Below are 21641 nucleotides of genomic sequence, written 5' to 3'. Positions count from 1 at the left end.
CGGAAGCGGGACGGTCGGCCGATGATAGCCGCACCTCCCACCGCCGCGCCCACCGCTCACAGCCTGCTGGCAACCACCGGCTTCCCGGGCATCGCCGCCTGCCGCCAGGCCCCCGCCGCAACCGTGCCCGACCGTCGCCCCGGGACGAGACGCCCCGGAAAAACGGCGATCAGCGATCGCGACCCGGCGCTACCCCTGGGCTCTCACCACCACCGCACCAGGGCGCAGGCGCTCTCGTAGACCCCGGCGGCGATGAAGACCCAGCCACTGAACCTGCGCCCGACGCGGTCGAGGCTTTCGAGACGGGAATAGGCCCGCGCCACACCCCGCGCTCCACCGGCGAAGAGCAGCGCGAAGACGAAGGCGGGCAGACCTGTCCCGACGCCGAAGACGGCGGGCACCACCACCGCCGAGCCGTGCTTGAGGCTCAGGGGCACCAGGCTGCCGAAGAAGAGCGCGGCCGATACCGGGCACAAGGAGAGGGCCAGCAGCAGACCCAGCACGACGGCCCCAGCCATACCGCCGATGGCCGCGCCCCGCCGGCGCAGGCGCTCGGCCCAGCGGCTGCCCGCCCCCCCCGTACCGAGCCATCCCAGCAGAAAGAGTCCGGTGACGATCAGCCCCGGTCCCAGCAACTGGAAAGCCACGCCCTCCAGCCAGCCGGAGAGGTCGATCATCGACACCACGCTGACGGCGATCAGCGCTCCGAGCAAGGTATAGGCCGTCACGCGACCGGCCACGTAGGCAAGCCCCGCCGCCAGCACCCGCCACGGCCGGTGAGACTCCCGGCCGATGTAGGCCACCGCGGCGATGTTGGAAGCCAGGGGGCAAGGCGAAATCGAGACCAGTACGCCCAGCCAGAGCGCCGCCATCGAAGCCCAGAACAGTTCGATCACGGGGGACCTGCCCGCGGGGTACCGGCTCCGTCCCCCGGCGGAGCCCGCCCCGCCAGGAAAGCGTCCACCTCTTCGCGAATGTAGGCTGCCAGCCGCTCGGGTCGATGGGCCAGGGACCAGGCCTGGTCCAGGCGCCGGTAGCGCCGGGGCGGCGGCTGACCGGCGAACTCGGCGAGCACCAGGGTGCGCGAGGGCATCTCGAAGTCCCGGTGGAAATGCCTGTACCGGGGTTCGTCGATGTTCAGCGGCAGCCAGGCCAGAACCCCGCCGTCGAGTGGGGCGCGGAAATGCTCCTCGAGCAGGGACTGGGCGGTATCCTCGATCCTGCGACAAGTGCGGCAACGAAAGCCGGAATAGAAGTAATAGACCACGAAGCGCGGAGGCTGACCCGCAAAGCGCTCCAGGGCCCACGATGCCGGAGCCTGGGCCCGCGGCCACCAGGATTTCGCCGCCACCAGGGAGACGACGACCAGGACCAGCACGACCAATCCCACAGCCACCGGTCGGCGCTGGGGCATGCTTCCTCCTGCCTCAGAACTCCACGCCGGGAATCCAGCCGATGACGCCCGCCAGGATCACGGCGATGGCCAGGGGGGCCACGTAGCGTATCACCAGGCCCCAGACAGATCCGAGGGGCAGGGGCGACCCGCCCCGGGCGATCTCTTCGAGGGCCGAGGCGATCCCCCATTTCCAGCCGACGAAAAGGCAGATCAGCAAGGCCCCCACGGTCAGGCCGTAGTTGCCGAAAATGACATTCTGCCAACCGAGAAAGGTCTCCGACAGGGCCGAGGGCACCGCGAGCAAGAAACAGGCGGCTGTCACCAGCCAGGTGGTGCGCTCCCGCGACCAGCCCTTTTCATCGACGAAATAGGAAACCACCACCTCGAGCAAGCTGATGGTGGAGGTCAGGGCCGCGATGGCCAGCAGCGCGTAGAACGCCACCGCGAACAGGCCACCGAGCGGCAAGTGATGGAAGATCGAAGGGAGGGTGACGAAAACCAGTCCGGGGCCTCCTCCCGGATCCCCTCCCGCCGCGAACACCGCGGGGAAGATGATCAACCCCGCCAGCAAGGCGATCGCCGTGTCCGCCGCCGCGACGGAGAACGCCGCTCCGGGAAGTCGCTCGTCGTGGGAGAGGTACGAGCCGTAGGTGATCATCGCGCCCATTCCCAGGCTGAGGGAGAAGAAGGCCTGTCCCAGGGCTCCCACCACCACCGAGAGCGTGATCTTCGACAGGTCCACGTGAAAGAGGAAGCGCAGCCCGGCACCGGCGCCGGGCAAGGTCACCGCCCGCAACGCCAGCCCCATGAGCAGGACGAAGAAGATCGGCATCAGGATCTTCGAAGCCTTCTCGATGCCGCCCTGGATGCCGGAGCGCACCACCAGGGCCGTCAGCACCAGGAAGAGCGCTGTCAGGGCGATCGAGGCGACCGGCGCCCGGGAAATGGCGTGGAAGGCCGCCAGGCTTTCCTCGTTCGTCAGGGCTCCCGAAAAGCGACCCGCCAGCGCCCGCCCCAGGTAGCCCAGGGTCCAGCCCGCCACCACGGCGTAGAAAGCGAGAATCGCGAATCCCGTGATCACCCCCAAAGCCCCCACCAGGGGCCAGGCGCTCGAGGGCGCGAGACGGGCGAAGGCGCCGACGGGGCTCTTCTGGGACGCGCGGCCGATCGCCAACTCGGCGAAGAGCACCGGCAGGCAGAGTACGACCACGCAGACGAGGTAGACCAGGATGAACGCCGCGCCTCCGTGCTGACCGGCGGAGTAGGGAAAACGCCAGATGTTCCCCAACCCGATCGCCGACCCCGCAGCGGCCAGGATGAAGCCCATCCGTGACCCGAAGGCCCCTCGCTTGGTCATGGCTGCCACGAATCCCTCTCCTCGGCCCCCCAACCGGGGGACTATACCGCGGTCCGAGCCGGCGATGTAAGGAGGCCTGGCACGGTACCCCCGGTGGAACCGGCCCAGCGCCCTTCCGGGGGTCCAGCCCTCTTCGGCCCCCGCCTCGGCGAGCCGTGGCGGGGAGTCGAGAAGGAAAAGGGACGTCGCCAGGGGGAAGGGACGTGGCTCGCAGGCGGCCTGGCAGAGCGGGCGCTGAAAAGCGCAACAGCCGGCGTTGGGATCCTCCACACGGCCAAGGCCCTGGGCCGCCGCGACTTGCCGGCCTCCGGGCCGGCCAGCGGCCGCCCCTTGTAGAAAAACTCCATACGCGAGACTCGGCGGTGGTGTTGAATGCCACATAACGCCTTAAAAATGAACTCGTTAGGGGCGGCCCCAAGGGCGGCACAGATCTTGCTTGAACCGGGGTGCGGCGCCGTAGATGGAGCGCCCCGAAGGGAGTCGATCATGACCGCCGTCCTCGTCATCTTGACCATCGTCCTCTTCATCGCCATCGACCTGGTCCGGCTGCGCTACGAGCGGCGCCGGCGCGCCGATCAGGCGCAGCCGGTGGCGGCCTTCTCCCCGCTGCGCTATCCGCGAGGCATCTTTCTCAGCTCGGGCCACAGTTGGGCCTCCCTGACCGACGTGGGAGAGATCCGCGTCGGCGCCGACGAGTTGGTGACCCAGGCCCTGGGCCGGGTCGATCGGGTGGAACTGCCCGAGGCCGGCACCCACGTGGAGCGGGGTCGCCCCCTCGCCCACCTGCAAGAGAAAGGTCGCACGCTGGCGATCTGTTCCCCGGTCACGGGGGTTGTCGTGGCCGTCAATCCCGCGGCCCCGGAGAGCCTTCCCGACGCGCTGAAGGACGATCCCTACGGCGCCGGATGGTTCGCCAGGATCTGGCCCGCCGAGCACACCGAAGCCCTTGCCGGGTTGAAGGTGGGCGAGCGGGCAGCCGCATGGCTGCGCTCCGAGGTCCAACGCCTGGCTGATTTTCTCTCCCGCCGCAGCGCTCCCCGGGGCGAGGCGCCCGTGCTGGCCGACGGCGCCCAGCCCGCCCTCGGTGCCATCGGCCTGCTCGACGATGCGGGGCTCGAAGCCTTCGGCGAGGAGTTCCTCCACATGCGCTGACCGGCCCCGGCGCGGCGTCCGGCGGCTCAGGTCATCCCCAGGCGCCGCGCACACTGCGGACAGTAGCCCGCATCCTTCAGGTCGACTTCCTCCGGTGTGCGCGACGGTGCCATCGAGCACCAGGAGCAGCGGCAGTGGATCAGTCCGGCCGTGTGGCCGAGTTCGTGCAGCGCTTCTCTCAACAGTCGGCCGGCAGTCGCCTTCCCTCCGGGATCCACGTCCGTCCCCCGCAGCCGGTGGCAAGAGACCACCGCCGCCGGGCCTCCCAACTGGGCTGCGCCGAAGACGTGGGTGAACACCGGCAGGAACAGGTCCACCCGGGTGACACCGAGCAGGCGCAAGCCCGGCGGCGGGCTCCGCCGGCGCAGAAGCTCGAGCAGCACCTGGGCCGAATACTGCCGCCGGGCCGGGTCGAAGGCGTCGTCGAGACTCAGGGGACTCGCCGCGATCCTCACCGGTCGGGCCAGGCCGCGGGCCAGGTCCGCTCTCAGCTCCCGCAGGGTTCCGGCAAGCAAGGGCCCCAGCGCCACGATCTCCACGTCCCACGAGCTCATGGGCGCTCGATGTGGTACTTGCGCATCTTGTTGTAGAGCGTGACGCGATCCACTCCCAGCAACTTGGCCGAACGGGTGACGTTGAAGCCCGTGAGCTTGAGGACCCGCCGCACCTGCCGCCGCTCCACGCTCTCGAGGGAGAGGTCGCTGGGATCCTCCCCGTTGTCCCCGTCGGCGGATCTCGCCACCGGCAGGTGGTGGGATTCGATGGTGTCGCCGCGGCAGACCACCAGCGCGCGCTCCACCGCGTTGGCCAGTTCCCGGACGTTTCCCGGCCACGGATAGCGCATCAGCAGCTCCCGGGATGCCTCGGAGAAGCCCTTGACCCGACGGCCCATGGACGCCGAGAAGCGGGCGAGGAAATGCTCGGCGATGGGCAGCACGTCCTCCGGCCGCGCGCGGAGAGGGGGAATGAAAATCTGGAAGACATGGATCCGGTAGTAAAGATCCTCCCGGAAGGTCTTGTCGCGCACGGCTTGCTCGAGGTCGCTGTTGGTGGCGCAGACGACGCGGAAATCCGTCGGGATGCTCCGGGTTCCGCCGACGCGGGTGAAACGCTTTTCCTCCAGCGCCCGCAGCAACTCCACCTGCACCTTGGGCGACATTTCGCCGACCTCGTCGAGGAAGAGCGTACCCCCATCCGCCAGCTCCAGTTTTCCCCGCCGACGGGCGCTGGCCCCGGTGAACGACCCCTTTTCGTGTCCGAAGAGCTCCGACTCCAGCAGGGTCTCCGACAGCGCGCCGCAGTTCACCGCCACCAGCGGTCCGTAGGCCCTCTGGCTGCGGGAGTGGATCATGCGAGCGATGAGTTCCTTTCCCGTGCCCGACTCTCCCCGCACCAGCACGGTCGTGTCCGTCGGAGCGACCGAATCCACCAGTTCGATCACCCGGCGCATCTCCTGGCTGACGCCGGTCACGAACTCCGGCCCCTCGCGCTCCTCCAGGCGTCTGCGAAGGGCCAGGTTTTCCTCCTCCAGTCGAATCTTCTCGCAAGCCTTCTCCACGACCCGGGACATGTCTGCGGGATCGAAGGGCTTGACCAGGTAGTCGTAGGCGCCTTCCTTGAGTCCCTGCACGGCAGTGGCCACCGAGGCGTAGGCGGTGACGAGAATGATCACGAGATCGGCGTCGACCCGGCGCACCCTGCGCTGCAGCTCCAGGCCGTCCATCCCCGGCATCTTGATGTCGCTGATCATGATGTCGAAATGCTCGCGGCCGAGCAGCGCCAGGGCCTCCTTGCCGCCGGGAGCCGTGGTGACCTCGTAACCGTCGTCGGTGAACCAGCTGGAGAGTGACTCCCGCACGTGCACCTCGTCGTCGACGATCAACAGTTTCGGCCTGCGTGCACTCATCGCGAATTCTCCTGGTCCGGGGGCTCGAGGGGAAAGCGCAGCGTAAAGCAGCAGCCGTCACCGGGCGCCGTCTGCAGGCTGACGCTGCCCCCGTGCCGCTCGAGAATGCCGTAGACCACCGACAGCCCGAGGCCGAGCCCCCCGTCCTCTTCACGGGTGGTGAAGAAAGGCTCGAAGACGCGCTCAGCCACCTCCGGCGGCATACCGGGGCCGTCGTCGGCCACCTCCAGCACCACCCACGCCTCTTCGGAGCGCGTGCGGAGCGTGACCGTCCCGCCCCCTTCGAGCGCCTGGCTGGCGTTGATCAGCAAGGCCATCGAAGCCTGCTGCACCTGGTCGGGGTCGGCGACGATCACCGGCAGGTCCGGAGCCAACTCGCGCCGCACGGTCACCCCGTTCATGTCGAGTTGGTGTTGCAACAAAAAGACCGCCTTTTCCACCACGTCGTTGATCCGCATCGCCGTAAAGCGGCCGCCCCTTTGCCGGGCGAAGGCCAGCAACTGACTGACGATGGCCCCACAGCGGGTCGCCTCGGAGGCGATCGATTCGAGACACTGGAGATTCTGCTCGGCGCTCGGCCCGGTGCGCCCTTCACGCAAGCGTCGAACGAGGGTGCGGGCGTAGGTGACGACGCTGGAGAGGGGGTTGTTGATCTCGTGAGCCACCACGGCGGCGAGTTTGCCCAGCGAAGCCATCTTCTCCGCATGCAGGACCTGGTCCTGGGCCTCTTTCAGCTCCCGGGTCTTTTGTTCGACCCGCACTTCGAGAGTCTGGGTCAAATCCATCAGCTCGCCCCGAGCAATCTCGAGATCCCGCGCGAGCTGGTTGAAAGTGCGGGCCAGCTCCCCGATCTCGTCATCGGACGTTTCGGGAACCCGCGCCGAAAGGTCGCCGTCGCCCAGCTTGCGTGCTCCGCGGATCAGGGCCCGCACGGGCGCTTGCACCATTTTCTGCACGGATACGATGGTGGTGACGAGCACCAGGAAGATCGCGACCGCCGAAGTCAGCACCAGTTCCAGAGCGCTGCGCACGCGGGCTTCATCGTACGGCCCGAGAGCCAGGTGAACGTCCAGGATGCCCAGCAGTCTTTCGTCCGGCCGGTGCTCGTGGCAGGCGGCGGTGGAGCAATCGGGCTCGTTGTAGATCACGCGGGTGATGCCCAGGGCCCGGCGACCACCGGACTCGATCACCCGGACCCTTTCCGCGGCGGGCAGCATCTCGGGGGGCTGGGGCTGTTGGTGACAGGTGATGCACTGCTCGAGGCGGCTGTCGAGGATGGAGCCGAGTTCCTCGGCCACGGTGGAATAGGCGATCTCGCCGGTCTTACGCAAGATACGGATGCGTTCGACATCGGGCTGACGGGCGAGGGAGTCGACCATCGCCGCGATCCGTTCCCGGTCGTTGTGCAGCATCGACTCCCGCGTAGCGCCGGCGATCATGTCGGCGATGCTGGCGCCGTTCCGGCTCAAGATCGTGTGCGCGGCCCGTTCCTGAATCATCACGTTGAGCCAGGTTCCCAGGCCGAAGACGACGATCAGCGAGACGGTGACGAGGATCGTGAGTTTTCCGGCGACTGTACCCGGCATCACGGCACCTCCGGGGAACCGCGCCGGCGCCCGGGTTCAGGGCGCCAGCGTGGAGAGGGGATCGGTGGGGCGCGGTCGCGCGAGGGGGCCTTCCGGGAACACGGGCAGGAAGCGCACGGCCAGGGCGAAGAGAGCAAAACCAACGGCGACCAGGCCGAGAGAGATGACGAATTCCTGCCAGTGAGGTACGTAGGACACCCCCGTACCCAACTGGAAGGCCGTGATCGCAACGTTCATGCGCTGAAAAATCAAACCCAGTACGACCAGCAGCTGCGCGCCCAGCAGCGCCAACGGCCGGCGGCGCACCCGGCTGCTGAAGAGCAGCAGCATGGGCAGCATGCCGCCCGGGCCGACTTCCAGCAGGAAGAAGATCGAGGCCGTGTCGAAACGGAAGGCCTGGTCGAGCACACCACGCACGAAGAGATCTTCGAAACGCAAGGTGAGGTAGAGCAGCAAAGTCACCGCGGTGGCCCGGCCGAGCCCCCGCAGGATCCCGGGCTCCAGGCGTTTGCCGAAGGCGCGCAGGGAGAGGAACGACTCCACGCTGGTCATCGCCAGGCCCAGGGAAATCGCGGAGACGAAGAAAAGCAGCGGCAGGATCGGTGAATACCAAAGGGGGTGCAGCTTCCCGGGAACGATGACGTAGAGCGTACCCAGGGACGATTGGTGCAGGGTGGAAAGCAGCACTCCGGCGATCACCAGCGGCGGCGTCAGGTAGCGGCTCCAGAGAGTCAGGGCGCGCTGGATGCGGAAGCGCTCGAAAACCAGGGGCAGAAACTCGAGGAAGAGCACGGTCGTGTAGAGCATCACGCACCAGCCCACCTCGAACATCACCGAGTGCGGATTCCAGAAGATCAGCGGATGCCAGATATTCCAGGGACGCCCCAGATCCACCAGCAGCGCCGCGATCACCATCAGGTAGCCCAGGAAAGCCGTCAGCAGGGCGGGACGGACGATGGGCCGATAGCGGTCCAGGTGCAACAAGTAGACGATCGCGGTGATCGTAAAGCCTCCCGCCGCGAGAGCCACGCCGGAAAGCAGGTCGAAGCCGATCCACAGCCCCCAGGGCATTTCGTCGCTGAGGTTCGAAACGGCTCCCAGGCCGCCGGTGAAACGGCGCACGAGCACCACGCTGAAGAGAATCATCAGCAGAATGAAGAAACCCGGCCAGAAACCCGGACTGCGCACTTTGCGGCCGCTCATCGGGACACCTCCTCTCTCCCCCCCTCGCCCTCGGCGCGGGCCACCGCCTGACGGCGCTGAGTCAGCCAGTAGACTCCACCGAGGAACACGCCCCAGACCGGAATGATCAGCGGTAACTTTTCCAGCACGCTCCAGGTCAGGCGAGGCAGGTCGTAGAGCGGAACGTCCCCCGGCAGGTGGGCGGCGCCGACGGAGCGACCGAGCAGCATCAGCACCGACGTGCCGCCGGCCTCCCGCTCTCCGTAGACGGTGTCCATGTAGGTTTCCGGATCGGCCTCGACGCGGGCATGGGCCTGCTCGAGCAACGTCCGCCGCTGGCCGAAAACGGTCGCGCCCACGGGACAGGCCGCCGAACAGGCGGTGGGTTGCCCCGCGGAGACCCGCGGAAAGCACATCTGGCATTTGCGCAACTTGGGGTTGGGGCTGTCCCACTCGTAGCGGGGGACGTGAAAAGGACAGGCCAGCATGCAGTAGCGACAGCCGATGCAGCGTTCGGCCGACCACGTCACCGGGCCGAGAGGGCTCTTTTGCAGAGCGGCCACCGGGCAGACGGAAGCACAGGTCGGGTTCTCGCAATGCATGCAAAGGTGGCGGGCGTAGTTGTCGTCACCCAGGTCCTCCACCCAGGTGAAAGAGTCGGCGTCGAGACGCCGAGCCTCGTGGGGGGGGTGACCGTTCTCCTGCTGACAGGCCTCTTCGCAGGCGCGGCACCCCACGCACAACGTTTGGTCGAAGAGAATCGCGTAGACAGACATCTCACCTCCAGGTCCGGCAGCGCCCTTGCGCGACGGACAGGAGACATGCGAATGTCGTGCCACAGGTCACGATTGAATGATCGTACGTTTTTCCAATGACTTACGGTACCTCCAACACGTGTTGCGCAAGGCTCGCTGCAGAACTTTTCAACAGCGCCGAAGAAAGATCTCGACGCCGACGGCCAAGTGACGGCAAACGTGGAGGTTGTCGGCGCTGCGAAATTCAGCGCCCCGGCGTCGGGTTTTTCAACGCTTTCCGGACGGGCTCCGGAGCCCTCACCCGCCGCTCCGACTCCCCGGCTCGTCGCCACGCCCGGGGGCCGCCCGCAGGGCGAGATAGCCCAGCAGGCCGGAAACGAACGAAGCGCCCAGGATGCCGAGGCGTTCGAGTCCCCCGAAACCGCCCGCCCCCTCGTCGAAGGCCAGCGAGGCGATGAACAGGCTCATGGTAAAGCCGATACCGCAGAGCAGGGTGATGCCGTGGAGCTGCCGCCAGCCGACACCCTCGGGCAGCGCGGCGAGCCTCAGGCGAATCGCCAGCCAGCATGCCCCCAGCACGCCGACCTGCTTGCCGAGGAAGAGCCCGGCCATGATGCCGAGGGGCACCGCGTGAAACACGTCGTCGAGGGAAAGTCCGCCGAGAGGGACGCCGGCATTGGCCAGCGCGAAGACCGGCAGCACGCCGAAGGCCACCCAGGGGTGCAGCACGTGCTCCAGGTGGCGCAGGAGCGATGCGGCCGGCTCGGCGCCTGGCTCGCTTTTCTCGACACGCAGCGGGATGAACATCGCCAGCACCACGCCGGCCAACGTGGCGTGGACGCCGGACTTGAGCACCGCCACCCAGAGCGGAAGACCGACCAGGATGAAGGCCGCCGGCCGGGTGACGCCCAGCCGGTTGAGGGCGGCGAGGGCCAGGATCAGCACGGCGGCCACACCGAGGGAAACCAGGGAAAGCTTGGCCGTGTAGAAGAGGGCGATGACGATGATCGCCCCGAGATCGTCGAAGATGGCAACGCTGAGCAGGAAGGCTTTCAAGGTGGTCGGCACGCGCTCGCCGAGCAGTGAAAGCACCCCGAGAGCAAAGGCGATATCCGTTGCCGTGGGGATCGCCCAACCTCTCATGGCAAGACCGTCCCCCCAGTTGAGGGCGGCGTAGCAGGCGGCGGGAAGCACCATGCCTCCCAGGGCGGCGAAGACGGGCAGGCTCGCCTTGCGCAGGGTCGAGAGGTGTCCTTCGAGAATCTCCCGCTTGAGTTCCAGGCCGACGAGAAAGAAGAAGATCGCCATCAGGCCGTCGTTGATCCACAGCAGGAGCGGCTTGGCAATCCCGAAAGAACCGACCCTGACCTCCACGGAGAGGTTCAAAAGGGCCGTGTAAGAGGCCGCGAGGGGAGAGTTGGCCACCACCAGCGCCAGCACGGCGGTGGCCATCAGGACGAGCCCCCCGGCGGCTTCCAGGCGAATGAACTCCTGGAGCGGTTTGATCAGCCTGTTGAGCGGATGAGTCATGGGAGTCGGCAAACCCCTTCACGCACCACTCGAGTCGGGGCCCGAGTCGGGGCCCGAGTCGAGACATGTCCCGGCCCGGGTGGGATGCGAAGCAGCGTCAGTGCCATCCGTTCGTCATGCCTCTCCTGTCCGCCCCCACCATACCGGCAAAGATCCCCCGGGGGAAGATGGGGGCCTGCCCCCGTGTCCGGGGCTCCTGCGGGGTCAGGAAGAAGCCCGATCGGAGTCCTGCCGGCAGAGCCGGTACTGCACCTTTTCGAGGGTGATCAGGCCTTCGGGCACCGCCTCGGCGAGCTGGGGGAGAAAGGCCTCGATGCGGGCCTCCCGGTCGACGATCTCCACCACCAGCGGCAGATCGTCGGACAGGGCCAGGATGTGGGCGCTGCGGACCTGCCGATGACCGCCGAAACCCTGCAGTCCCCGCAGCACCGTCGCCCCCGCCAGCCCCTCCTCGAGGGCCCGCCGCACGATCCAATCGGCCAGCGGCCGGCCTTCGTGGCGCTCGTTCTCGGAGATGAAGATCCGCAGGAGGAGGCCCGGTTCGAGGCGTTGCTTCATGGTCGTCTCCCCTTCGCCCCCCGGGGGCGGGCCCATCACGCCGGTCAAAGCCAGCGGATGATGCTGTGACCGATCCAGACCGCGGCGAGGCCCAGGCCGACCTGCAATGCCACATTCACCAAGCCCAGAGCCAGTTGTCCCTCCCGGGCCAGTTCCAGGGTCTCGAAGCCGAAGCTGGAAAAGGTCGTAAAGCCCCCCAGGATGCCGATCATCAAGAAGACCCGCGCCTGGGAAGAAAACAGGCCGTGGTACTCCACCAGCGCCCCGGCCAGGCCGATCAGGGCGCAGCCCACCACGTTGACCAGCAGGGTGCCGCCGGGCAGACGCATGGCGGGAAACAGCCGCTGGACGGCCCCTGCCGCCAGGTAACGCGTCACCGAGCCGACGAAGCCCCCCAGCCCCACCAGGAACCACAACGGCAGGACTCGAGCCATCACTCGCTGCGCCAAGTGCTCACGTTGCCCGCCTGGTCGGTGACCCGCACGGCCAGCCCTCCCTTCGGCGGCGCCTGCCCGAGCCCGGCGGCAAAGCTCTCCTCCGCACCGTCCGCCACTCCGTCGGTGGCCGCCAGCGGCAGCCAGCGGCCGCCGGCGACGGCGATCTCCGCCCGGGCCAGGCGCCCGCCCGGATCCGAGGCCCGGACCCGCACCTCGACCCCCTCTCCCTGCGCCAGCGCCGTCGTCGTCACCTCGACGATGGTCGGCGGGTGGTGGTCGATCACCACCGGACCCGAGATCCGGCTGTGGCTCCGCTCCTCGCCGAGGGGGTTGACGCCCCTGTCCGTGGCCGTCACCCGAAAGCGATAGACCCCGTCGGGCAGCGTCCTCGAGTCGAAGGAGAAGAAGTTGCGGGTCAGCTCCTCGGCCAGGACCTGCCACCGCCGGCAGGCCCCGCCGCGATCACGGCAGAACTCGAGGCGGTATTCCAGGCGATCCCCATCCGGATCCCCGGCGGACCAGCGCAAGGTCAGCGCCCCGGCCTCGTAGACTTTCTTCGATCGCCAATTGCGGCTTTTGCCCTTGAGCGCGCGACGGACCTCCGCGGCGTGGGGCACGCTGACCACCGGTGTCTCGCCGGAGGTGATCGAGGAGGGAGGGACCGGCCGGTAGGCCACGCCCAGGGGCAACGCCTCGACCTGCTCCACCCGGGGCGGACGGTTGACCGGCCGATAATCCCAGGCCACCCGGTCGATCCCGGCCCCTGCCGGGGGATCCTCGCTGCTCACCCGGACCTGGGCAAAGCGCGCCCGGTTCAACGGCGCCGCGCCTCCGTCACCGGTGGGTGGCCCCGCCGCTCCGGGCACCTCGACCCACGCGCTCCACCCCGCGTCGGGACGCCGGGTGTTGCCGGACCGCGCTTCCACACGCCAGCGGGCCGCGCCCTCGGGCGCCGTCACCACCCGCACACGGCCCAACACCGCCGCCGAGCCCGCGTCGAAAACATCGGAAGTCCAGCGGGCCCGGGCGGTGACGGCGTCCTCCCAGAGCAGCACGAGGGCGGGGTGGTTGCCCGCCACGGCCATGCGCTCACCGTCCCGGGCCAGCGCCGCCAGAGAGCGCACCTCGTCCTGTTCGAGCCACAGGCCCTCGCGTCCCTCACCGTCGATCCACAGCACGCGAGCCGGGGAAGCGGTGGCCACCAGCACCCCGCCCCGGTGACTCGACAAGGCCAGGGGCGTCTGCTTGCCGTCACTCCACACGCGGCGCACCAGCCCGTCGGGATCGATGCGCACCACTTCGCCACCGGCCGGGGACGCCGCCGCGGACGCGGGTACATCGCCCGATTTCTTGTCCTTGCCGTTGGACCCCGCAGCGTCTTCCGCCCGGGCCCGCACCGTGATGGTGGTGGTGACGCGCTGGCCTCCGTTCTTTTCCCGCGGGGATGAGCCGGAAGTCGACGATCCGTCGGCTTTCTCGCGGCTCCCGGAAAAGGCCGCCCACACGCTGCCCGACGGCCCCACGGCCAGCGCCGAGACCTCGGCGCGATCGGAGTCCCACAGGACGAAAGCGTCCCCCTGGGGGCGGAGTTCCACGATCCAGCCTGAATCCGATGTCCCGGCCAGGATGCGCCCGCCCCCCGCGGCCAGGCAGCGCACGTGGGACTCCTGGCTTTCCCAGAGCGGCTCGACCTCGCCGCCGGCCGGGTCGACCCGCACGACGGTGCCCGGCAGACCGGTGGCCACGAGCAATGCCCCGGAAGGCAGGAGCAGCAGGTCCCAGATGTACTCGGCCCGGGGGCGGTAGATCTCCCTCACGTCGCCCGTGGACAGGTCGAGGCGGTAGACCGCTCCCCGCGGCCCGGTGGCCACGTAGAGGACGTCCCGCTTGCCGGGGGCCAGCGCAAAAGCCTGGCCGCCGTCGGGCAGGAAGTGTTCGACGGCGGGCTGACCGGGCCGTCCGTAGACCAGGACCCGGGCCGGATCGCCGGCGGCCACCACCAGCCTCCCCCGACTGAACGCGGCGTCCCACAACACCCCTTCGGCGGGTCTCCCCAGTTCCACCCGGGCGGGAGCCGGCACGAGCCGGCCCGCCGGGGTGACCTGCATGCCCTCGAGCTGACCGGCCCGAAAGCCTGCCCCTTCCCGCGTCCAGCTCTGCTCTTCCACCGCCACGACGGCGGGAAGAGCCAGCCCGAGGGCAAGCCCCGTGATCAACCCGACGATTCCTGCAGGCCTCATTCTGTGGACTCCTCTGCTTCGATGACCAGGGAAAGGCGCGCCAGGCCGGTCACGCTGCGTTCCATCTCGCGCCAGGCGCCGGCCAACCGCCGCCACCGCGAGTGGTAGAGTTCGTTGCCGCCGGGACTCGAGCGCAGCAGCAGGTGAGCCGTCGCCGGCAGGGCCGGGTACTCTCGGCCCCGGCTGACGATACCGGCTGCCGGACGGACCAGCCGCGCCTCGAGCAGCGTGTCGCTCGAAAACGAGGCGAGGGCGGCGAGGTACTCGTCGGCCGTGCGGGCCGTACGCCGGCGGGCCTCGGCCACCGCTCCGAGTTCTCCGTCGAGCGTCCGGGCAGACCCCACGGCTACCGTACAGCGACCCGGCAGGGTTCCCGCCGGGATCTCCACGTCGAGGACTTCCCAGTTCCGCTCGCCCCGGGGGCCGGACAATTCCACCCGCAACTCGAGACGGCCTCCCGCGCGGACACTGAGGCGATCCGGCACGGCGCGGATCACCTTCCACGCTCCATCCCGCTCGATGGCCCGCACCTCGAGTTCGACGCCCTCGACAGCGGGCACCTCCATCGGGGCCTGGAAGAGGGCGGCGAGCACCCGGGCCAGTTCGGCACCGATCCGCGCCACCGGCGGGGATGGGCCCGCGCCGCCACCGATGACCACCCGGACAGGCGCCCTGCCTTCGAGGAGGATGTTGCCCTCGAGGCGCAGGGTCTCGTCCAGTTCCGCCCCGCTGGCGTCGACCACCGCCGAGCGCAGGGCGAAGTTGGCCAGGGGCCCCACCAGGCGGGGAGAGCGCAGGACCTGGAAGTGCCGCTCGATGTCGGGCGCTCCCGGCCGCCGGACCCGAACGTCGATCGGCAGCCCCTGAGGGACGGGACCGATTTCCGCCGCGATGCCGACCAGCCGATCCTGGGTCAGGGTGCCGGCCGGAGCACCGTAGCGGGAGATCTTGAAGGAGTTGAACCCGGAGGCCACGGTCCAGACGATCTCCGCCGGGGCCACGGGTCCGCCGCTACGCCCCCGACCGAGGAAGGGGTGGCCGAAGGCCAGCAGCTTGGAGCCCTCGCGCCAGGTCACCGTTCCCGTCGCACCGACCACCTTGTCGCCCCAGATCAGCATGGCGCTGACCGGCATGCCGGGCTGCAGGTCGTCCGCTCCCATGGCCGCGGCGCCCGCCGCCGGCCGGGCCGCGGCCGCGGGGGCCAGGCCCATCTCCCGCCACAAGTCGTCGAAGGCACCGAGCCGGTCGGCGGCCACACCCCGCACGCCCACTGCCAGGGGAATCGCCTGCAGCAGACCGTCCACGGCCGCCACCCGCCCCTCCCGGCGCCAGGGCAGCTCGCCGGCCGGCAGACTCCCGAGCCTGAGCATGGCCTCGATGGGAGTGATGCCGCAGATCGGTTCCTTGGTGAAGTTGCCCACGCTGTAGCTCAGGGCGCCCACCAGGCGACCGTCGATCATCACCGGGGAGCCGGACATGCCGGCGGCCACGCCTTCGAAGCGGCCCCGTTCGTCGGTGAAACGCCCGAGGATCAGCGGCACCCCCGGCCCGATCCAATCGTCGAGAACGCCCAGCACTTCCACCCGGAGGGTCTCCGGCTCCCTCCCCTGCAGGACGGTAAGGACCTCACCCTCCAGGCCCGCGTGGACCTCGGCGAGGGGAAACACCTCCACCGCGGCGGCCGGAGCCGCCGGCAGCGCCAGGAAGGGCAGGAAAAGGCCGAAAAAAAGATGGCGGAGGGTGTTCCGTTTCGACACAGGGGTCTCCCGGTTGTGCAGCGGGCTTGGATTATAGGGGCCGTCGGCAAGACGCACCCATCCTCGCTTCCAGGTAACACGGACAGGCTGGCCCTGTTTGGCCTGTTCCGGACTCCAACAAGACCTGTCCGCGCCTGTCGCATCGATTCCGGGATCGTGTATCCCGCGGCATTGACTCGGCTGGCCGCGGAACCGAGCTTTTTCCGTGGATGCCCCGTCACAGGCCCACCAGGGGCAACGCCCCGGGGAAACGCAACCCGGGCGGAGAGGCCAGAGAGGAGAGACCCATGTTCGGCAGGAAGATCTGGATCATCATCGCGGTTGTCCTGCTCGTTCCCATGGCGTTGGCCGGCGAGCAGCAGGCGGAGCTGAACACGCCCGCACCCACGCCGGGCCTCCTCGCCACTGTAGGCGCCTTTTCGCCCGCAGCGGTGATCGAGGCCGTCCTCGACTTCGACCTGCCCGGCCTGATCGCCGGAGCCATCGGAAAGACCCCCACGCCGCCGCCCGCCGACACCGCCAGCTCCGGGGTACTGCCCCCCGGAGAAACGACGGGAAGCTCCGATGTGGCGCCGGCCCGCGGCGGTGACGACCCCTCCGGCCCCTGGCCATAGCCGCCCCCCCCGGGCGGAACCCACCCCCGACTCCCTCCGGGTCCTCCCCGGGGGGAGTTGCCTTTTGGGCGGGAGGGCGACCTTTCGGATCGGCTCCAACGGCCAGGGCAGGCTTCGCTCGACGGTGGACGGTCCGTCCCCCGCCGCATGCTACGATGAAGCATGTCCGGCTCCTTCCTGGCTGGGTATTCTTTGCTGGACACGCTTGGCGCCGGCGGGTGCGGCGAGGTCTATCTCGCCCGCCACGAGTCGAGCGGCCGCCTGGTCGCCATCAAGAAGGCTCATCCCGACGACCCGGAAAGCGCCGCCGAGCTGGCCCGGGAATTCTCGCGCATCGCCTCCCTCGAGCATCCCGGTGTCGTCCGTGCCGTCGATTTCATCCCCCCGGGACGCGAGGGCGGCCCCTCGATCGTCTTCGAGGTGGCCGAAGGGCTTTCCTCCGAGCAGGCTTGCCGGGGGGCCGGCCCTTCCGAGCCCCTGGCCTGGACCGCGGGGCTGGCCGAGACCCTCGACTACCTCCACCGCAGCGGCCTGCTCCACGGGGACCTCAAGCCCGCCCACGTCTTCATCGACGAGCGGGGCGTCCCCCAGTTGATCGATTTCGGCCTGGCCCGGGAACCCGGAACCCAGGCGGCGGGCACCGCCGCCACCGCCGCCCCGGAGGTGCTCCGGGGCGAACCCTGCACGGTGGCCTCCGAGCTCTACTCCCTCGGGGCCACCCTCTTCTATTGGCTCTTCCAGCGCTATCCGTGGGGCGAGGACCCGGCCGGTCGCCTGGCGGCGGCCGACAGGCGACCGGCCCTCCCCCGCAAGGAAGGTCTGCCCGGGGGAGCCGTACGGCTGCTGCGGGAATTGCTCTCCCCCCACCCCGCCGAGCGTCCCCGATCCGCCCGGGAAGTGGTCACCCGCCTGGAGGAGATCGGCGTCGCACTCCCCGACCCCGCCTTCGCCGATCCGGCCACACGAGCGGGGGGCCTCGACCTGGTGGGTCGCCGGCAGGCCCTCGAACGCATCGAGGGCTACATCGCCCAGCAGCACGCCGCTCACTTCGTCGTGCTCGCCGGGCCCCGCGGGGCGGGACACACCCGCCTGCTGCGGGAGGCCGCCGGGCTGGCCCGCCTGGCCGGGCGACGGATCGAGTTCCTCGGTTCCTCCCCCGGCGCCCTGCCCCTCTCCCCGCGCCTTCCGGCCCGCCTGCGCCTGCTGGCCGAAGCGGCCCCCCTGACCGTGATGGCCGATGACCTGCATCACCTGGCTCCCGACCAGGCGGAGGTGCTCGCCGGCCTGCCCCGGCGCCTGGCCGGCTGCCCGGGCCTGCTCGTACTCGTCGCCGGGCCCGTACACCCGGGACCGGGTTGGCGGGAACTGCCCCTCGACCCGCTGAGCCGGGAGGAGGTGGGAGAGCTGGTGCGGGCCCTGCTCCCCGGCCCCCCGCTGCCGGCCCACCTGGCGACCCGCCTCGCCTCCCACACGGCGGGACAGCCGGGCAAGATCGTCGCCATCCTGCTCGAGGCCGTCCGTCGCGGAGTCGTCGACCGGGTCGGCCCCGCCTGGCGCCTGGATCGGTTCGAACAGATGCCCCTGGCCCGGCTCGACCCCGCCGGGGCGGGACGGGATCTCCAACACCTCGACGCCCGCCAGCGGAAGGTGATCGAAGCGCTCTCCGCCGCGGGAGCCCCCGCGGAACTCGACGCTCTCGCCACGGTCACCGGCCTCTCCCTGGCCCGGACCGCCGAGGCGTGCCGGCAACTGGTCGCCGCCGGACAGCTGTTCCGGGATGCCCGCGGCCGACTGCGCCTCGGGCCGGGACGTCGCCGGGGCCACCTCGCCGCCCCCGATCCGGAACTCCACCGCCGATGGCTCGAGCACCTGGGCAAGCATCCGCCCCGGGAGGGCGTCCGGCGGGAAGAACGACTCGCCCGCCTCAGCCGCCACGCGGCCTGGGCGGGTCGGCTGGGGCTCGCCGCACGCCTGGCCACCCGCGCGGTGCAGGCCCTGCTCCGCCGGGAACGACCCGACCTGGGGGCCGGCGTGCTCGCCCGGCTCCCCGACCGCGAGACCTTCCCCCCGGCAGGACGGGGGCGACTGGCGGCGGCCGCGGGAGAGATCCACCTGGCCCGCGCCCGCCCGAAAGAGGCGGCGGGCGCCTTCGAGGAGGCCGTCGCCTGGCTCCGTGCCGGCGGACGGCCGCGGGAGGCCCTCGGTGCTCTTTGCCGACTGGCCCGCTGCCTCGGAGACCTGGGCCGGGCCGAACAGGCCCTCGAGCATCTGGGCTCCATCGTCGCCCAGGCCCCCCCAGCGGCACTGGCCGCCGAAGCGCATCTCGAAATCGGCGTGCTGCGGGCCCGGCAACAAAAGTACGAGCAGGCCCTCGAGGAGATCGAACGGGCCCTCGAACTGGCCCCGGAGGGCAGCAGGGTCAGCCGCCGGGCACGGGCCGCCCGTGGGCGCTGCCTGGTGCTGGTGGACCGACTGGTGGAAGCCGAGGCGGAGCTTTCCCGGGCTCGCCTGGAAGCCGGCGCCCACGGAGAACGGCAACTGGAGACCGCTCTGATGCTCGCCGAGTTGCAGGCCGCCGGCCGGGCCGCTCACCACCGGCGGCTGGTGGACCGCGCGGGCCCGGTTCACAAGGCCCTGGCCGACCGGGGCGACGCGGACGGACTCGCCCTGCTGCACGCCCTGCTCGCCGACGCGCGCCTGGCCCTCGGCGACCCCCTCGGGGCCGCCCGGGAAGCCGAGCAGGGGGTGGGCTGGCGGGAGGTCCACGGCCACCGGGGCTGGCTGGCCGCCGCATGGCATCGGCTGGCGCGCATCCGCCTGCACCTGGGTGACCTGCCCGAGGCCCGCGCCGCGGCCCGTCGGGGACGCAGGGAAGCGCGGGCCGCAGGCGCCCTCGACGAGTTGATCGTCGGTCGCTGCCTGCACAGCCGGATCGAAATCATCGATGGGCGCCCGGCGGTGGCCCTGCGACTGGCCCGGGGAGCGCTGGCCGCCGCCCGACGATCCGGGCAGGCGCTGGACCTGTGCCGGGCCCGGGTCGCCATGGCCCGGGTGTTGATCCACCGCGGGGAGATGCCCGTGGCGGCCTCCCTGCTCCGGGAAGTGCTGGCGATGGGCGAAGGCGAGTTGAGGGCCCAGGCCCCGGAAGCCCTTCTCGAAGCCCGGGTGCTGGCGGCCGAGACCGCGGTCGTGGTGGATCCCGCCCGTGCCGTGACCCTGGCCCGGCAGGTGGAGCAGGAGGCCGAAACCCTCGACCTGCACGACCTGGTGATCGAGGCCCTGTCCGTGATCGACCGGGCCCTGGTGGCCGATGGCCAGGAGGAACAGGCGCGATCCCTGCGCTCGCGGGCCGGCTTGCGTCTCGAGGCGCTGGCCGCCGGCATCGACGATACGGCCGCGGCCCGACGCCTGCTCGAGCGCCCCGACCGGCGCGCCCTGGCCGAGCGCTGGGGGGCCCGGGACACCCAGCGCCTGGACGTGCTCTACCGCTTCGTCGCCGACCTCAACAGTCTGCGGGATCCACGGGAAGTGGCGGAGACGATGATGGACCAGGCCCTGACCGTGCTGGGAGCCGAGCGGGGCGCGGTGGTCACCGCCCGGGAAGGGGGTGAAGTCTCCCTGCTCCTGGCCCGCGGCGTGGAGAAGGAAACCGCCGAGGACGCGCTGCAACTCTCCCGCACGGTGATCGATCGGGCCCAGGGCGGGGAAAGCGTACTGGCCGTGGAACCCGCCAGTGATCCACGCTTCGCCGACTCCCACTCCGTACGCCTTTTTTCCATTCGAGCCGTGATCTGTGTGCCCCTGCGGTCGAAGGGCCGGCTGGTGGGGGCCCTCTACGTCGACAGCCGCGACCCTTCCCGCTGCTTTTCCAGGGAGGACCTGCGCTTTCTCGAAGCCCTGGCGGATCACGCGGCCCTGGCCCTCGTCAACGCCCGCGCCTTCCACCGCCTCGAGGAAGAAAACCGCCGCTTGAAAGCCGACCTGGGCCGGCGGGACCGCCTCGGAGACCTGCTGGGCCACAGCCGGAAGATGCTCGAGGTCTACCGCCTGCTGGAGGCCGCGGCAGCCAGTGATCTCCCGGTCCTGATCCACGGCGAGTCCGGTACGGGCAAGGAACTCGCCGCCCGAACCCTCCACCGCCTCGATGCGCGCCGGGAAGGCACCTTCGTCGCGGTCAACTGCGCTGCCCTGCCCGAGCCGATCTTCGAGGCCACGCTCTTCGGTCACGAAAAGGGGGCCTACACCGGCGCGGAAACCTCGCGCACGGGTCTGCTGGTCGAAGCCCACCGGGGGACGCTCTTTCTCGACGAGATCACCGAACTTCCGCTGGGATTGCAGGCCAAGCTGTTGCGCGTGCTGGAGGACAAGCGCGTGCGCCCCCTGGGCTCCGGCCGCGAGATGGAAGTGGATTTCCGCGTCGTGACCGCCAGCCGGCAGGACCTGGGGGAGGCGGTCCGCGAAGGCCGCTTTCGCCAGGATCTGCTCTATCGGCTGGACGTGCTCCGGGTGGCGCTGCCTCCTCTGCGCGAACGCCTCGAAGACCTGCCGTTGCTGATCGATCACCTCCTCGAGCGCCTCTCCGGCAGCTTCGGCCGGGTACGGATCCACCCGGCCGTGGTCCCGCGCCTGGCTTCGTGGAACTGGCCGGGCAACGTGCGCGAGCTGGAGAACACGCTCTCCCGCCTGGCCCTGCACGCGACGGAAGGCACTATCGACCTGAAGACCCTCGAGGCCGACCCGGAACTCGCCGAACGTTTCGGCAGTACTCCGAGCGACGAGACCCAGCTCGAGGAAGTCGAAGCGCGGGCCATCCGGCGCGCCCTCGAACTGACCGGCGGCCACCGTCTGCGGGCCGCCCAGTTGCTCGGCATCGGGCGGGCCACCCTTTTTCGCAAGATCCGCCGCTACCATCTCGAAGCGGTGGGTCGTCGCCCTCCAGGAGGCAAAAAGGTCTCACCCTGAGACCCTTTCGACGCCCCCGCCCGGTCTCCCGCCGGGACCGGACCGGGCGATCCTTCGTCAGAACAGGGACTTGGCGATCACCCCCCTCCGAACCGCGGATCTGGCACGCTCTTCGCAGATGGAGAGGCAGGCTTGTCAGAGTGGACCTCGGCGGGAGCCCGGACAAAAAGGGTTCCCGCGCAAGCTTCATACCCCAGGACCTCAACCTG

At 69.9% G+C, this 21641-nt stretch carries 16 protein-coding genes; 3 read left to right on the top strand and 13 right to left on the bottom strand.

Annotation, left to right across the window (positions count from 1 at the left end; genetic code table 11):
• Positions 1 to 203: 203 nt before the first annotated feature.
• The 3 genes from Q9Q40_11470 to Q9Q40_11460 are packed head-to-tail and all read right to left on the bottom strand — an operon-like array spanning position 204 to position 2753.
• Positions 204 to 896, bottom strand: coding sequence for an aromatic aminobenezylarsenical efflux permease ArsG family transporter (locus tag Q9Q40_11470; GenBank protein ID MDQ7007839.1), 693 nt, complete (start codon positions 894 to 896; stop codon positions 204 to 206).
• Positions 893 to 1414: a nitrophenyl compound nitroreductase subunit ArsF family protein gene (locus Q9Q40_11465; GenBank protein ID MDQ7007838.1), complete on the bottom strand. Its 522-nt coding sequence runs from the start codon at positions 1412 to 1414 to the stop codon at positions 893 to 895. Before Q9Q40_11465 ends, Q9Q40_11470 begins: the two co-directional genes overlap by 4 nt.
• 13 nt (positions 1415 to 1427) lie before the next feature.
• The gene (locus Q9Q40_11460; protein MDQ7007837.1) at positions 1428 to 2753 is read right to left on the bottom strand and encodes a sodium-dependent transporter; all 1326 of its coding nucleotides are present in this window, start codon (positions 2751 to 2753) and stop codon (positions 1428 to 1430) included.
• Between the two features lie 486 nt (positions 2754 to 3239).
• On the opposite strand from Q9Q40_11460, the gene Q9Q40_11455 reads away from it, so the two are divergent.
• Positions 3240 to 3905 carry a hypothetical protein gene (locus Q9Q40_11455; protein MDQ7007836.1) on the top strand — a complete coding sequence of 222 codons (666 nt, stop codon included), beginning with the start codon at positions 3240 to 3242 and terminating at the stop codon, positions 3903 to 3905.
• Positions 3906 to 3931: 26 nt separating this feature from the next.
• Here Q9Q40_11455 and Q9Q40_11450 read toward each other — a convergent pair whose 3' ends face one another.
• The 10 genes from Q9Q40_11450 to Q9Q40_11405 form a co-directional block, all read right to left on the bottom strand.
• Positions 3932 to 4459: a peptidase M54 gene (locus tag Q9Q40_11450; GenBank protein MDQ7007835.1), complete on the bottom strand. Its 528-nt coding sequence runs from the start codon at positions 4457 to 4459 to the stop codon at positions 3932 to 3934.
• Positions 4456 to 5811, bottom strand: a complete 1356-nt coding sequence (locus Q9Q40_11445; protein ID MDQ7007834.1) for a sigma-54 dependent transcriptional regulator — start codon at positions 5809 to 5811, stop codon at positions 4456 to 4458. Before Q9Q40_11445 ends, Q9Q40_11450 begins: the two co-directional genes overlap by 4 nt.
• The gene (locus tag Q9Q40_11440; protein MDQ7007833.1) at positions 5808 to 7397 is read right to left on the bottom strand and encodes an ATP-binding protein; all 1590 of its coding nucleotides are present in this window, start codon (positions 7395 to 7397) and stop codon (positions 5808 to 5810) included. Before Q9Q40_11440 ends, Q9Q40_11445 begins: the two co-directional genes overlap by 4 nt.
• A gap of 36 nt (positions 7398 to 7433) precedes the next feature.
• Positions 7434 to 8600 carry a Ni/Fe-hydrogenase cytochrome b subunit gene (gene hybB / locus Q9Q40_11435; protein ID MDQ7007832.1) on the bottom strand — a complete coding sequence of 389 codons (1167 nt, stop codon included), beginning with the start codon at positions 8598 to 8600 and terminating at the stop codon, positions 7434 to 7436.
• Positions 8597 to 9355 (bottom strand): 4Fe-4S dicluster domain-containing protein, encoded by a 759-nt coding sequence (locus Q9Q40_11430; protein MDQ7007831.1) that lies wholly within the window; start codon positions 9353 to 9355, stop codon positions 8597 to 8599. The genes hybB and Q9Q40_11430 overlap by 4 nt, the downstream gene beginning before the upstream one ends.
• Before the next feature lie 276 nt (positions 9356 to 9631).
• On the bottom strand, positions 9632 to 10864 hold the full coding sequence (gene nhaA, locus Q9Q40_11425; GenBank protein MDQ7007830.1) for a Na+/H+ antiporter NhaA: 1233 nt from the start codon (positions 10862 to 10864) through the stop codon (positions 9632 to 9634).
• 204 nt (positions 10865 to 11068) lie between these two features.
• Positions 11069 to 11422, bottom strand: coding sequence for a DUF190 domain-containing protein (locus Q9Q40_11420; GenBank protein ID MDQ7007829.1), 354 nt, complete (start codon positions 11420 to 11422; stop codon positions 11069 to 11071).
• 44 nt (positions 11423 to 11466) lie between these two features.
• Positions 11467 to 11856 (bottom strand): fluoride efflux transporter CrcB, encoded by a 390-nt coding sequence (gene crcB, locus Q9Q40_11415; GenBank protein ID MDQ7007828.1) that lies wholly within the window; start codon positions 11854 to 11856, stop codon positions 11467 to 11469.
• Positions 11856 to 14099: a hypothetical protein gene (locus tag Q9Q40_11410; protein ID MDQ7007827.1), complete on the bottom strand. Its 2244-nt coding sequence runs from the start codon at positions 14097 to 14099 to the stop codon at positions 11856 to 11858. Before Q9Q40_11410 ends, crcB begins: the two co-directional genes overlap by 1 nt.
• The gene (locus Q9Q40_11405) at positions 14096 to 15856 is read right to left on the bottom strand and encodes a SpoIVB peptidase S55 domain-containing protein (GenBank protein MDQ7007826.1); all 1761 of its coding nucleotides are present in this window, start codon (positions 15854 to 15856) and stop codon (positions 14096 to 14098) included. The genes Q9Q40_11410 and Q9Q40_11405 overlap by 4 nt, the downstream gene beginning before the upstream one ends.
• 287 nt (positions 15857 to 16143) lie before the next feature.
• On the opposite strand from Q9Q40_11405, the gene Q9Q40_11400 reads away from it, so the two are divergent.
• On the top strand, positions 16144 to 16470 hold the full coding sequence (locus Q9Q40_11400; protein MDQ7007825.1) for a hypothetical protein: 327 nt from the start codon (positions 16144 to 16146) through the stop codon (positions 16468 to 16470).
• Positions 16471 to 16632: 162 nt separating this feature from the next.
• Positions 16633 to 21432, top strand: coding sequence for a sigma 54-interacting transcriptional regulator (locus tag Q9Q40_11395; protein MDQ7007824.1), 4800 nt, complete (start codon positions 16633 to 16635; stop codon positions 21430 to 21432).
• The last annotated feature ends 209 nt before the right edge of the window (positions 21433 to 21641 follow it).

The organism is Acidobacteriota bacterium, from assembly GCA_030949985.1.
Lineage (GTDB): Bacteria > Acidobacteriota > Polarisedimenticolia > J045 > J045 > JALTMS01.
This window is presented reverse-complemented; position numbering and strand designations above follow the sequence as displayed.